Origin of the sequence: Methylocystis borbori (assembly GCF_036576025.1) — a bacterium.
Lineage (GTDB): Bacteria > Pseudomonadota > Alphaproteobacteria > Rhizobiales > Beijerinckiaceae > Methylocystis > Methylocystis borbori.
In genome coordinates this window covers 15,840-29,070 of sequence record NZ_JAZHYN010000041.1, presented here as the reverse complement: position 1 = coordinate 29,070, position 13,231 = coordinate 15,840, and the positions used below count along the sequence as shown (strand labels likewise).

13 protein-coding genes and 1 pseudogene are annotated in these 13,231 nt (G+C 65.0%); 9 read left to right on the top strand and 5 right to left on the bottom strand.

What is annotated here, in order from left to right:
* A pseudogene (locus tag V3H18_RS12895) lies at positions 1 to 350 on the top strand (D-alanyl-D-alanine carboxypeptidase); the annotation flags it as partial.
* Positions 351 to 366: 16 nt separating this feature from the next.
* Positions 367 to 1,545 (top strand): CobW family GTP-binding protein, encoded by a 1,179-nt coding sequence (locus V3H18_RS12890; protein WP_332082475.1) that lies wholly within the window; start codon positions 367 to 369, stop codon positions 1,543 to 1,545.
* A gap of 74 nt (positions 1,546 to 1,619) precedes the next feature.
* Here the strand turns inward: V3H18_RS12890 and V3H18_RS12885 are convergent, their stop codons facing one another.
* Positions 1,620 to 2,942, bottom strand: coding sequence for a cation:proton antiporter (locus V3H18_RS12885; protein WP_332082474.1), 1,323 nt, complete (start codon positions 2,940 to 2,942; stop codon positions 1,620 to 1,622).
* A gap of 221 nt (positions 2,943 to 3,163) precedes the next feature.
* Between V3H18_RS12885 and V3H18_RS12880 the strand changes: the two genes are divergently transcribed.
* Genes V3H18_RS12880 through V3H18_RS12865 form a run of 4 tightly spaced genes read left to right on the top strand, consistent with a single transcriptional unit; the run spans position 3,164 to position 5,711 of the window.
* Complete coding sequence (locus V3H18_RS12880) at positions 3,164 to 3,931, top strand: ComF family protein (RefSeq protein ID WP_332082476.1); 768 nt, start codon at positions 3,164 to 3,166, stop codon at positions 3,929 to 3,931.
* A gap of 21 nt (positions 3,932 to 3,952) precedes the next feature.
* A complete protein-coding gene (grxC, locus tag V3H18_RS12875) occupies positions 3,953 to 4,225 on the top strand; it encodes a glutaredoxin 3 (protein ID WP_332082473.1) in 273 nt (90 codons plus the stop codon).
* The gene (locus tag V3H18_RS12870; RefSeq protein WP_332082472.1) at positions 4,222 to 4,620 is read left to right on the top strand and encodes a DUF1178 family protein; all 399 of its coding nucleotides are present in this window, start codon (positions 4,222 to 4,224) and stop codon (positions 4,618 to 4,620) included. Before grxC ends, V3H18_RS12870 begins: the two co-directional genes overlap by 4 nt.
* Entirely contained in the window at positions 4,617 to 5,711 is a 1,095-nt protein-coding gene (locus tag V3H18_RS12865; protein WP_332082471.1) for an NAD(P)/FAD-dependent oxidoreductase, read from the top strand. The genes V3H18_RS12870 and V3H18_RS12865 overlap by 4 nt, the downstream gene beginning before the upstream one ends.
* Positions 5,712 to 5,715: 4 nt before the next feature.
* Here the strand turns inward: V3H18_RS12865 and V3H18_RS12860 are convergent, their stop codons facing one another.
* Genes V3H18_RS12860 through V3H18_RS12850 form a run of 3 tightly spaced genes read right to left on the bottom strand, consistent with a single transcriptional unit; the run spans position 5,716 to position 9,110 of the window.
* Positions 5,716 to 6,315 carry a DUF1254 domain-containing protein gene (locus V3H18_RS12860; RefSeq protein ID WP_332082470.1) on the bottom strand — a complete coding sequence of 200 codons (600 nt, stop codon included), beginning with the start codon at positions 6,313 to 6,315 and terminating at the stop codon, positions 5,716 to 5,718.
* A complete protein-coding gene (locus V3H18_RS12855) occupies positions 6,306 to 6,896 on the bottom strand; it encodes a DUF1214 domain-containing protein (protein ID WP_332082469.1) in 591 nt (196 codons plus the stop codon). Before V3H18_RS12855 ends, V3H18_RS12860 begins: the two co-directional genes overlap by 10 nt.
* A gap of 18 nt (positions 6,897 to 6,914) precedes the next feature.
* Positions 6,915 to 9,110 (bottom strand): transglycosylase domain-containing protein, encoded by a 2,196-nt coding sequence (locus tag V3H18_RS12850; protein ID WP_332082468.1) that lies wholly within the window; start codon positions 9,108 to 9,110, stop codon positions 6,915 to 6,917.
* Between the two features lie 287 nt (positions 9,111 to 9,397).
* Here V3H18_RS12850 and V3H18_RS12845 point away from each other — a divergent pair, with 287 nt between their 5' ends.
* Positions 9,398 to 9,910 (top strand): YcgN family cysteine cluster protein, encoded by a 513-nt coding sequence (locus tag V3H18_RS12845; RefSeq protein WP_332082467.1) that lies wholly within the window; start codon positions 9,398 to 9,400, stop codon positions 9,908 to 9,910.
* Positions 9,911 to 10,133: 223 nt separating this feature from the next.
* Here the strand turns inward: V3H18_RS12845 and V3H18_RS12840 are convergent, their stop codons facing one another.
* A complete protein-coding gene (locus tag V3H18_RS12840) occupies positions 10,134 to 10,526 on the bottom strand; it encodes a hypothetical protein (RefSeq protein WP_332082466.1) in 393 nt (130 codons plus the stop codon).
* Positions 10,527 to 11,275: 749 nt separating this feature from the next.
* Here V3H18_RS12840 and V3H18_RS12835 point away from each other — a divergent pair.
* Complete coding sequence (locus tag V3H18_RS12835) at positions 11,276 to 11,815, top strand: hypothetical protein (protein ID WP_332082465.1); 540 nt, start codon at positions 11,276 to 11,278, stop codon at positions 11,813 to 11,815.
* Positions 11,781 to 13,100, top strand: a complete 1,320-nt coding sequence (locus V3H18_RS12830) for a DNA-packaging protein (RefSeq protein ID WP_332082464.1) — start codon at positions 11,781 to 11,783, stop codon at positions 13,098 to 13,100. Before V3H18_RS12835 ends, V3H18_RS12830 begins: the two co-directional genes overlap by 35 nt.
* Positions 13,101 to 13,231 lie beyond the last annotated feature (131 nt).

Sequence of the window (13,231 nt, the reverse complement as noted above, 5' to 3'; positions counted from 1 at the left end):
AGCCCGATCTCGCCGCTTACGCCGCGCCCCAGCCGCAACCGGGCGACGCGGAGGCGTCGCCGATCAGCCGCGCGGCGCCCGACGCCATATCGATGCGACGCGGCAAACATGCGAAGGCCGCCGCGGCGGCTCAGCGCAAGCAGACGGCGAAGGCCAGCGAGGAAAAAGGCGCGGAGGCCGCCGAGACGGCGCAGCCCAGCGAAACGGCGAAGCCCAAGCGCGTGAAGGCCTCGGCCAAAAAAAGCGTTGCGCCGCAGGGCGCCGACGCGCAAAACGCCGAGAAGCCCGCCGTCGCGCATAAGCCGCAGCCGGCGAAGGTCCGCGCCGCCGCCGATCAGGGCAAGAGCTAAAGCGAGTTCAAACGCAGTGAACGATCCGACGCCGGCGGCGGCTGCGCGCGCCTCGCGCCCGGCGCCGCCGCCGATCCCGCTCACCATCGTCACCGGCTTCCTCGGCGCCGGCAAGACGACGCTGCTCAACCGCCTGCTCGCGGCGCCCGAACTCGCCGACACGCTCGTCCTCATCAATGAGTTCGGCGAGATCGGCCTCGATCATCTCTTCATCGAGAAGATCGACGGCGACATGGTGCTGATGAGTTCGGGCTGCGTCTGCTGCACGATCCGCGGCGATCTCGTGAATATGCTCGAAGACCTGCTGCGCCGTCTCGACAATGGCCGCATCAGGCCGTTCAAGCGCGTCGTGCTGGAGACGACCGGCCTCGCCGATCCCGCGCCGATCCTGCACGCCATCATGTATCACCCGTACCTCACGATGCGCTATCGGCTCGACGGCGTCGTCGCGCTGATCGACGCCGTCAATGGCACAGCGACGCTCGACGCGCATGAGGAGGCGGTGAGACAGGCGGCCGTCGCCGACCGGCTGGTTATTACGAAGAGCGATCTCCCCGAGGGCGCCGCGCAACTCGCGGCGTTAAAAGAGCGCCTCGCGCGGCTCAATCCCGGCGCGCGCCAGCTTGACGCCGCCAAAGGCGAGGCGACGCCCGAAGCGCTGCTCAATTGCGGACTTTACGACCCGGAAACCAAAACGCCGCGCGTGAAGGAATGGCTGAACGCCGAAGCCGTCGAGGCGGCGCAGGAGGAAGCGCATCGTCACGATCACGACCATCACGGCCATGCGCATCATCATCACGACGCGAATCGACATGACGCGCATATACGCGCCTTCTGCTTTTCTTCCGACGCGGCGCTGACCCCCGCCTCCTTCGATATTTTCATCGACCTGCTGCGCCATACGCAGGGCCCGCGCATGTTGCGGGTCAAGGGAATCGTCGCGCTCGCCGACGATCCTGCGCGGCCGGTCGCCATCCATGGCGTGCAGCATGTCTTTCATCCGCCGCATCGCCTGGAGGCCTGGCCAGACGGAGACAGGCGCACGCGCATCGTCTTCATCGTGAAAGACCTCGACGAAGCTTTCGTCCATGGCCTCTACGGCGCGCTGGTCAATCAGCCGGCGCCGGATCGTCCCGACGCGCAGGCGCTCGCCGACAATCCGCTGGCGCCGGCGCCGGGCGGCCTGCTCGGCTGACGCGCGCGGTCGCGTCAAGCGCGCATCAGGCTCGGCTAAACCCCCGGCCTGAAGTACGAGCACAGCCCCTCATCCTATTTTGCGGAGCGGCTGAACAGATCCCGAATCCGCCGCTCGAAAACATGCAGTTCGTCGAGCCATCGAGGGGGAAGTTTGGCTAACGCGCTTGACGCTTGCAGCGAGAACCAATCGGCGACGGCGAGAGCGACAAAGGATACGCCATTCTCAAGGCGCGAAGGTTGATGCGTCCCGAGAAGCAAGAAAGCCATTGTCGGGAACGCCGTGACGCTCACCATCGCGGCTCCTACAAGCGCCGAGGCCGTCTCGGGCGTCATCTGACCTCTGCTCACCCCGAGATAAGTCAGCGCGACGACGAGCGAGAGCGTGGTTGAGGACAACAGCCCCAACGCCGACATCTCCCGTTCCGCCAGCGTTCCTCGAAATAGATTCAGCGGCGCCGCGCGGATGAGCAGGAACGCCGCGCAAAAAACCACGAAGCGCGCAACGCTGGCGGGGCTCGCGACGAGCGCGGGGAAATCGAAGGCCGCGCCGCTCTCGATGAAAAACAGAGGGATGAGAAAGCCGGAGCCGATCGCCGTCAACCGCTCCTTGAGAATTTCCGCCCGTGTGCCGCGCACAAGGACCGCGATGGCCATGCCGGCCATATAGGAGCCGACCACAAGCTCCATGCCCAGCCTGTCGGCGAACGAGACGAATCCCAGTAGAACCACCAGCGACACTCGAATGGGAAGCAGTTCGCTGTCGCCGAGCCATTGTACGATGTTTTCCGCCAGTCGTTCGGAGCGGGCCGATTTGAGAAAGAAAATTATTGCGAGTCCCATGGCGATGAACGCCGCGCTCAGCAGCGTCTGGTGGAGATGATGATTGTGTCCCGCCAGGACGATCGATGCGAGAATGAGCGGCCCCAGTTCGCTGACGGCGGCCACGCCAAGGACATAGCGTCCGAATTCATCCTCGAGACGCCCGGCCTGCCGCAACATCGGGATGAGGATGCCGAACGCCGTGGTCGGCAAGATCAGCGCGACGAGAAGCGGCGCCTCCACGAGGCCGACAAGGTAAAGCAGTCCGGAAATAACGAACGAAAGGCTCGCGGACGCGAGCCATGCATAAAGCCCTAGTCGAAGCGGCTTGCCGCTTATTTCCTTCTGATTGAACTCGAAGCCAGCCTGAAAAAACAGATAGACGAGCCCAAATTCCCTGAGAAAATCCAAAGCGCCGTCCGCGCTCACCAGTCCGGCTCCGCTTGGGCCGACAAGCATGCCCAAAAGAAGTTCGATGGCGACGATCGGCGCGCGCGCAAAAACCGGAATTCGATTGAGGAGCGGCGCGAGAACGGCGATGCAGGAGATGACGAAGATCGTGTGAAACTCTTCCATGACGCCTCAATCTCCTGTTGAGCTCCAATTCGGACATAGCGGCGAATTGCCAACAGGCGCGGCGACCTGCGGCCGATTCTTTTCCTGATCCATACGATGCGTTAAGGTTCCGCCTGCGCTCAACCCCTGATTTCCTAAAGAATGTGAGCGATGGATCTTTCAGCGGCGCGACGCGCCGGCGAATATTGAATTGGAAAAGCGGATTGAGCGGGTTTCGACCGATGGCGCGGCGCCCGGAACTGGGCCTCTTTCAGCTCCTTGCAGGGGCGGGGAATGCGCTTCTCGATCTTGTCTATCCGCCCTCCTGCCTCGTCTGCCGCAAGGCGGTCGCGACCCAGGGCGCGATCTGCGCCGAATGCTGGCGCGAGATCGCCTTCATCGAACGACCCTATTGCGAGCGCCTTGGAACGCCCTTCGATCAAGATCTCGGACAGAAGGGACTCATTTCGCTCGAGGCTTCCGCCAATCCGCCGGCCTTCGGACGCGCCCGGGCGGTCGCCCGTTACGACAGCGACAAGGCGCGGCTCCTCGCGCATCGCCTGAAATATTACGACCGGCTGGAGCTCGCCCGGCCCATCGGCCGCTGGATGGCGCGCGCCGGGGCGGAGCTCTTAAGCGACGCCGACGTTCTCGTCCCCATTCCGCTGCATCGGCTGCGGCTTCTTTCGCGCCGCTTCAACCAGTCCGCCGCGCTGGCGCAGGCGATTTCGCGCGAGAGCGCCGTGCCTTTGGAGACCATGGCGCTTTTGCGCGTCAAGCCCACGGCGCCGCAGGTCGGCCTGTCGCGGGCGCAGCGCGCCGCCAATCTCTCGGGCGCCTTCCGAGTCGCGCCGGAGCGCGCCGCCGCGATCGCCGGGCGTAACGTCGTGCTCGTCGACGATGTGCTGACGACCGGCGCCACCGCCAACGCCGCGACCCGCGCCCTGCTCAGGGCCGGCGCCGCGCGGGTCGACCTCCTCGTTTTCGCGCGGGCCGTGACAAGCGCCTAGACGCTGGCGTATAAGCCCGCCATGGCCCCCCGCATCGAAATCTACACGACGCCCACCTGCCCCTATTGCAAGGCCGCCAAGAAGCTGCTGACGCAAAAGGGCGTTACGTTCGAGGAAATCTCCGTCGCCTGGGACCCGCTCGGACGCCGCCGCATGAGCGAGCGCGCCGACGGACGCACGACCGTGCCGCAGATTTTCATCGACGGCCGACATATCGGCGGCTGCGACGACCTCTATGCCCTGGACCAGGATGGCGGGCTTGATCCGCTGCTCGCCGGCGGAGCGCCCGCATGATCCATTATTCGCTCATCTGCGACGCGGGCCATAGCTTCGACGGCTGGTTTCGCGACAGCGCGACCTTCGAGGCGCAGGCCGCCGATGGACGGATCGCCTGCCCCTTCTGCGATTCGACGGGAATCTCCCGCGACGTGATGGCGCCGAGCGTCGCGCGCCCGCGCGACAAAGCGGCGAAAAAGCTGCGCGCGAAATTGCGCGAACTGCATGAAGAGGTCGTCACGCAGACGGAAGACGTGGGCGAGCGCTTTCCGCAGGAGGCGCGCGCCATAGAAGAGGGCGCGGCGAAGCGGCGGGCGATCCGCGGCCACGCGACATTCGAGGAAGCCAAGGCGCTGCTCGAAGAAGGCATCGAAATCCTGCCGCTGCCGGGACTGCCGAACGACGGCAATTGAGTCTGACCGCGCCCGTCGCCATTGTCGGCGCGAGTTTCGGCGGACTGGCCTGCGGGCAGGCGCTCGCTGAGCGCGGCTTCCCCGCGACGATCATCGAACGCAAATCCGAGGCCGGTGAGAAGCCGCATACGACCGGCATTCTCGTTCGCGAGGTCGTGGACGAACTCGATTGGCTCGGGCCGCTGCCGGAGCGCGTCGCCCGGCGCATCGACGGCGTGCGGCTTTATGCGCCGAACATGCGCAGCGTCGATCTCTCCGCGCCGGGCTATTATTTTCTTGCGACCGACACGCCAGCGCTGATGCGCTTGCTCGCGCGCCGATGCGAAGAGGCCGGCGCGCGCATTCAATATGGCGCGGTCTTCACGGGCGGAAAGGCGACGGCGAACGGCTATGCGCTGGAGGATGGAAGCGAAGCTTGCTACCTCGTCGGCGCCGACGGGCCGAAGTCGCATGTCGCGAAGACGCTCGCGCTCGGCGAAAACCGTCGCTTCATCTTCGGCGTCGAGCATGAATATGAAAGCGTCGATTTCGACGCCTGCGACCGTTTGCATTGCTTCATCGACCGTCGTCTGGCGCCGGGATATATCGGCTGGCTTGTGAGCGGCGTCGGCGTGACGCAAGTCGGACTTGCCCGAAGATTCGGCGAGGGCTCCGCCGCCGCCGCAAAGAGCGCGATGGAGGCGTTTCTATGTAAAATCGCGCCCATCGCGGATTTTCGCCACCGCGCGCCGACGAATGTTCGAGCGGGACTCATTCCCTGCGGCGGCCTTGTTTCGCCGCTGGCGGCGCCGCGCGCGCTGCTCGTCGGCGACGCCGCCGGCATGGTGTCGCCAGTTACCGCCGGCGGCATTCACACGGCCTTACGACACGGACGCGCGGCGGGCATGGCGATCGCCGACTTTCTCGCCGGCCGCGGCGACGATCCCGCGATATGGCTGCCGCAATCCTATCCGCGTTTTCGGATGAAGCGCGCGCTGCGCTGGGCCTATGACAATTTCCAAAGCGACACGGCGTTCAATCTGCTGCTGCGCTCGTCCGCCATGCGCGCGGCGGCGAGCATCGTCTTTTTTCATCGCATGCGCGCGAAATGAACGACTATCCCTGCGGCAGATCGAAACGCTGGCAGGTCACGGCGCGCAGGCGGTTGCGGGCGCGCTCCTGATCGGAAGGGCGCTTGGCGAAGGAGCGGATGAGCACGAAGCCCCGCTTCGTCGGCGCCGTGAGCCGCACTTCCTGCGGCGGCGCGTCCTCGTCATCGGCGCTCGCCAGCGCGTCGATCTGGTTCGCGTCGCCGACGACGATGTCGATCTTGCCCTTGATCGCCGAACGGTCCGTCATCGAATGATAGATGCGGCCCGCATGCGCATGGAAGGAAAGCGCGAGGAGGTCCTCGCCGTCGACCGCCGTCGCGACGCGCAGCGGCCCCTTGGTCAGATCGTAAACGCAGACGGCTTCGGCGAAGGCCGGGTCCTCGAAGGGCAAAGTCTCCGAACCCGGCGCCATCGGCGGCAACAGTACGAGGCCTTGCGGCTGATCGGTCGTCCGCACATAGGCGGCGAGCCGCGCGAGCGCGTCGCGCGGCGCCAGCGTCGGCATCAGCAGCACCGACACGATGTGGACGATGCCGGCGACGAGCAGCGTCGCGAGCGCCCAGGGAAGAAAATAAAAATAGCGGTCGGGAACCGTCAGGCGCATGCGAGCTTCACGATCTTGGGAAAGGAATTGGGATCGGGATTCGACTCGACGTCGAGCGGCGTGTCGTAGAGGCGCAGCACGACGATAAAGCCGCGTGCGCCGCCGGGCGAGAGCCAATTGCCCGGCCGCGCCTCACGCGCGACCGCGATCTCGAAGGCGCCGCCCTCGCGGCGCAGCACATCGACCGAGGAATAGCCGTAACGCTCGGCGGGATTGGCGATGAGCCGACCCTCGGCCGTCGCAAGCGCGAGCGTCCAGAAGCGCGCGGCGGGAAGCGGATCGACAATGCGATATTCGCAATCCGCGTCGAGCGGCGCGCCGCTCGAATCGGCGCGGGCGACGAAGGCGAGGCCCTGATCGCGCCCGAGCGGCGCCTCGCCCGAGCGCGAGACGACCGCGCGCGCATAAGGGTCGATGTCGGCGCCGCCCACCTTCGGCCAGGCGGTCCAGGGGCCGGCGCGCAACGGATCGAAGCCGTAGCCGGAGTCGAGCGAGAGCAATGTCGCGAAAAGCCCGAGCGCGACTCCCGCGATCATCACGGAGCCGGCGCTCAGATAATTGGCGTAAGGCTTGAATTTCAAGAAAGCGCCTCCGGCGATCTATCGAATGACGCCGTCGTCGCCACGCCGCGCGTCGCGCTGCGGACCTTCCGCGCCGACCGGCGCGGGGCCTTCCAGCGCGCCCTGCTTGCCGCCGAGCGTCTTGAGCTTCGACTGTATGGCGTCGAGCGCATCCACCGCGCCCTTCGACAAGGTGGCGGGGCGCTGCGGCGCGCCAAGCTCCAGCGGCTTGACGACATTGGCGTTGACGGCGGCGGTCGCGCCCTTGGGATCCGGCTTCAGGCCGACGATGGGCTTTAGGGTCGCGCCCTGATGCGCATAGGCCATGATGTCATGCCATGTGCCCGCCGGCAGCGTGCCGCCCGTCATATTGTTCATTGGATCATTGTCGTCGTTTCCGTACCAGACGCAACCGCCCATCGTGCCGGAATAGCCGCAGAACCAGGCGTCCTTATAGCCGTTCGTCGTGCCGGTCTTGCCGATCACGTCGATGCCCTCGCCAAGCTGGGCGCGTTTGCCGGTGCCCTCCTCGACGACCTTCTTCATCATGCCCGCAAGCTCGACGACCTTGTCGTAAGGAACCGCCTGCTTTTGCGGCGGCGCGTCGCGGTCGTGACGATAGAGCAGATCGCCCTGGCGGTTGCGGATCTCCACGGCGGCGTAAGGCGTAACCTTCTTGCCGCCGTTAACGAAGGCGCCATAGGCCGCCGAATGTTCGAGCGGAATGACGTCGCTCTGCCCGACGGGCAGCGAGGGCGTATCCTCGAGCGGCGTGGTGATGCCGAGGCGCCGGCAGGTGTCGATGATCTTGGCGCGGCCGATGCGCGAATCGCCGCCGCCGATCGCCTGCGACAATTGGATGGCGATGGTGTTCAAGGATTTCGCCAGCGCCATGGCGAGCGGCATGGAGCCGGCGTAGCCGCCGCTGTAATTATGGACGCAATAATTGCCGATGCAGGTCGGCCGGTCGGTGACGATGGTCGTCGGCTTGAATTTGCCGCTCATCAGCGCCGTCAGATAGACATAGGGCTTGAAGGAGGAGCCGGGCTGGCGCGCGGCGTCGGTCGCGCGGTTGAACTGGCTCGCGCCATAGTCGCGCCCGCCGACGATAGCGCGCACCGCGCCGTCTGGCTCCATCACGACGGCCGCCGCCTGTTTGGCGTGATAGCTGCGGCCCTGCTCGCGCAGATTGGTCTCGATGACCTCCTCGGCGCGCTTTTGAACATTGGAGTCGAGCGCGCTGCGCACGCTGAGCACGCGATGGTCGCCGAGCTTGCCCTCTTGCGCGAGCCTGCGGATTTCGCTGTAGGCGTAATCGAGATACCAGTCCGGGCTCGTCTCCCGGGCGCGGTCGATCGGCGTCGCCGGATTGCGCTGGGCCGCGATGATCTGGCTTTCGGTCATGAAGCCAGAGTCGACGAGATTATTGAGGACGTCATTGGCGCGGGCGCGCGCCGCCGGCAGATTGACGTGCGGCGCATATTTCGTCGGCGCCTTGAAGAGGCCGGCGAGCATCGCCGCCTCGGCGAGCGTCACGTCCTTGACCGACTTGCCGAAATAAAATTCCGCCGCCGCCTGAATGCCGAAGGCGCCGCCGCCCATATAGACGCGGTCGAGATAGAGCTTGAGAATGTCGCGCTTGGTGAGATGGCGCTCGAGCCACAGGGCGAGAAAGGCCTCGTTGATCTTGCGGGTGATGGTGCGCTCGTTCGATAGGAAAAGATTCTTGGCGAGCTGCTGGGTGATCGAGGAGCCGCCCTGCACCACGCCGGAGGAGCGCGCGTTGACCGTCAGCGCCCGCATCGTGCCGACGACGTCTATGCCGAAATGATCGTAGAAGCGGCGATCCTCGGTGGCGAGCACCGCCTTGATGAGATGATCGGGATATTGCTCCAGCGGCACGGCGTCGTCATGCTTGATGCCGCGCTGGCCGACCTCCGCGCCGTAGCGATCGAGAAAGGTGACGGCGAGATCGGTCTGTTTGAGCCAGTTGTCGTCGCTCGTCATCTGAAAGGCGGAGGAGGCGAGCGCCATGGCGACGACGCCTCCCAAAAGGCCAAGCGTCAGCGCCTCGCAACAGAGTTCGACGCCGACCCGGGCGACGCCCGAGACATGGAAGCGCTCCATGAAGGTCGAATAATCTTCATAAAGCTCCCGCGCCCGACGGCCGCCCTGGAACATGGCGGAATCGATCAGGGAGTCGATCGCCAGCAGGATGCGCTGGACGCGCTTCATGAACCTCTGGGACGAAAAACGCTCCGACACGGCTCAAATGCTCCCTGTGCGGATCAATCTTAGAGCGCTTCCCGATCGCATGGAACCATGCGATCGGGAAGGAATCGCTCAAAACTAGAACAATCGGAGCGAGTTCTCATCGAAAAAGTCTGTCAACTTTTTCGGAACCTGCTCTGACGGGCGAGCGTGGACTTTAGCACTTTTTCGGCCGTCTTGACGACGGTTCCTCCCACGCCCAATTGCGTTATGGTCGCCATCGGACGAAACGCAAGTCGATTTTCTACAGGATGGCGAGGAAAAAAGGCGAAAATGGCGAGGTCGGCCTAAAGATGCGCGCCGAGACGCCCTTCTGGGAGAAGCCGCTTTCGGACCTTACCCGCGCCGAATGGGAGAAGCTGTGCGACGGCTGTGGCCGCTGCTGCCTCGTCAAGCTCGAAGACGAGGATACGGGCGCGATCCACCATACGAGCGTCGCCTGCAAATTGCTCGACCAGGAAAGCTGCCGCTGCGGCGATTATCCGCATCGGCGCACATTCGTGCCGGACTGCGTGCGGCTCACGCTCAAAAAACTCGAAAAAATTCGCTGGCTGCCGCCGACCTGCGCCTATCTTCTGCGCTTTCAGGGCAAGCCGCTTCCGCCCTGGCATCCGCTGATCTCAGGGGATGCCGAGAGCGTTCATCGCGCCGGCGTCTCGGTGCGCGGCCGGGTCGAGGCGAGCGAGGGCACGGTCGAGACCGACGATCTGCCGGATTTCATCAGGCTTTGGCCAAAGCGTTGGCCGAAGAAGGCGCGGTGGTGAAGCCAGAGTCGGATTTTTTCTGCTATGCGGAATTTATTCCGAATATTGCACTTTGCAAACTCAGCCAAAGGCCGACGTGAGCGCCGCGCACGGCAAATCGTCTCCCTGACGGTTGTTGGCGGATTCAACGCGACAGCGGCCCAGTGGGGGACGCTTGAGACTGGAGAGTCTGGACATCCGTCTCGCCTCACCGCGGCAAAAGCTTGCGCGGAAGGTTCATCGCTCACGGCCTCTTCAGCACGACCACTTCGTCGATCAGGTCGTCCTTGTCGTACCTCACTCGGAAGACCATCTCATCGCCGGTGAAAAATACGCCTTCCGTCGGGGTCCCCACGACTTCCCATAACCCCAGCGTCACAATGTCGGCGGCGCCGTGAAAAACGGCGCGCCCCGCCTTCGCCCCAGCGGAATAGCCGTTCACAAATTTGAAAATCTCATATGTTCGGCCGTTCTTGGTTTCGGATGCGGCTGGCATGCCGAATTCCGCCAGCATCAGCGTCCTGGGCGTCCCGACCCTAAACAAATCGACATTCTTGGCATCCGGCTGCTTCGTCGCCATATAGACGCTGCATCCCGCCAGCGCCCAACAGAGCGCCGCCCCAATCAATATCCGCATGAAACCCCCCGGCCTCAGAAAGCGCTTTCTCTAGCGTCGCACCGCCCGAGAGTCGACTCGGCCGGCGCGCCCCAATTGATCCCGCCGATCACGCGGGAGAGTCAATGATCAGCCCCGTTAAGCCAACCCCGACCGCGCGCTGATACAACCGCTGATATTGCCATTTCGTCGCGCGCAGTCTTGCGACGCCTCGATGAATCTCTTTTGACAAAGGGCGCTCATCCGAATCAAAGGGGTTTTTCGGCGCGAACAGCCATGGCGGCGGACGCAGACTTCTAAACATCCCTCCTTACTATTCCCTCAACGAAAACGCCTTCGCCGGTACGGACCAGCCGCGGCCGCCCTGGCGTCCGCGGATCTCGGGCGATGCCGAGAGCGTCCATCGCGCAGGCGTCTCGGCGCCCGGCGGGGTCGAAGCGGGAGAGGACGCGGTCGAGACCGACGATCTGGCGGATTTCATCAGGCTTTGGCCAAAGCGCTGGCCGAAGAAAGCGGGGCGGTGAAGCCAGAGTCGGATTTTTTTCATTGATACGGAATTTATTCCTTGACAGCCGGACGCTGCTCGGGTAGAAAAAGCCCATGCTCGATAATTGCGCTTGAGCGGCGCGGCCTTGAATTCGGCGCGGCGGGTCCTCCTCCCCTGTCTCCCCGCGCCCTCTCGATCCCCTCGTTCTCGACGCGTCTCGCGTTCGGGGCCGAGGGGATCGCTTTTTAAAGCGTCGTAAAACCTCCTTTTCGGAGACTGGCTGATGGCGGCCAAATCGGTCCCGCCCGCGCGCGAGAAGATCGCGCAGGCGAAGCTTCTTTACGATTCCGGCGTCACGCCGATCGGCGAAATTTTGACTCTGCTTGGCATGAGCGTCGGCCAGTTCCGCCGCTTTCGCGAACAAAACGATTGGCCGCTGCGCGCCTCCGCCTGCGCGCCACGCAAGAAAGCGGCGGACGCGCCGCCGCAGCCCGCGAAACGCCCGCGCGATACGGGCCGGCTCATCGCCCGGCTCGAAGAGGCGGTCGATCAGGAATTCGCCCGCGCCGAGACGGCGCTCGCCAAACATGCGCCCAAAAGCATCGAGGCGAGCGCGCGCACGCTCGCAAGCCTCGTCAAGACGCTCGCCGAACTGAAACGCATGCGGCGCGAGATGGAAGAAAATCGGGACGGCTCGACACATGACAGCGACGCAGCCGGCGGCGACGGAGCGCGCGACACGCCGCCACGCGAATTGGCCGAACTCCGCACGGAGCTTGGTCGACGGCTTGAGCGCCTGCGCGGCGAAGGGCCTGCTGAATGAGGCGCTCGACGGGCTGACGCCGCGCGAAGTCGCGGCTCTCCTGAACGATTGGGAATTCGTCGCGCGCAAGGATCAATGGCCCCCTCGCCTCACAGCAGCGGAACTGCCCTGGCGGACATGGCTGATCCTTGGCGGGCGCGGCGCCGGCAAGACGCGCGCCGGCGCCGAATGGGTAAAGGGCCTCGCGCTCGGGCGTCCGCAATTTTCGCTGCGCCCGCTCGGCCGCATCGCGCTTGTCGGCGAGACGGCGGCGGATGTGCGCGACGTGATGGTCGAGGGCGTCTCCGGCCTGCTCGCCGCGCATGCGCCGCGCGAGCGGCCGCGCTGGGAGACGACGCGTCGACGCCTCGTCTGGGACTCGGGCGCCGTCGCGCAGGCCTTTTCGGCGGAAGACCCGGAGAGCCTGCGCGGACCGCAGTTTCACGCCGCCTGGTGCGACGAACTCGCCAAATGGCGCTACGCCAGGGAGACTTGGGACATGCTGCAATTTGGCCTGCGTCTCGGCGACTGGCCGCGCCAACTGGTGACGACGACGCCGCGTCCGTTGCCGCTCTTGAAAGAGCTGATCGCAAATCCAACAAGCGTCGTGACCCGCGCCTTGACGCGCGAGAACGCCGCCAATCTCGCGCCTTCCTTTCTCGAAAGCGTCGTCGCGCAATATGCCGGCACGCGATTGGGGCGACAGGAGCTCGACGGCGAAATCCTCGACGAGCGCAAGGACGCGCTCTGGACCCGCGACATGCTGGAGCGCGCCCGCGTTCATGAGGCGCCGCCGTTAAAGCGCATCGTCGTCGCGGTCGATCCGCCGGCAAGCTCCGGCAAGCGCGCCGACAATTGCGGAATCGTGGCGGCAGGGATCGAAGAAGCGGGCGCGCTTTACGTTCTCGCCGACGCGACACTGTCGGCGGCGCGGCCAGCGCAATGGGCGCGCGCGGCGATCGCGCTCTATCACAAGCTTTCCGCCGACGCGCTTGTCGCCGAGGTCAATCAGGGCGGCGAAATGGTGCGCGCCGTATTGAACGAAGCCGACCCATCCGTCCCCGTCACGATGACGCGGGCGACGCGCGGCAAATATTTGCGCGCCGCGCCGGCTGCGCAGCTTTACGAACAGGGCCGCGTCAAACATGTCGGCGCCTTTCCGGCGCTTGAAGACGAGATGTGCGATTTCGCCGCCGACGGACTTTCATCCGGCCGCAGTCCCGACCGACTCGATGCGCTGGTCTGGGCGATCACGGCGCTCGCATTAACGCCGAAGGCGCCCGAGCCGCGCATGCGGCGGGTGTGAGCGGCCTCGCTGCCTCGTTTCATTCGGATAAGACCCCTGGCCCCTCATCTCACTTCTCCCCGCAAGCGGGGAGAAGAGGCGGCGAACGCTCCGCGTTTTCAATAAAGAGCGTAACGCCGATGACCCCTCTC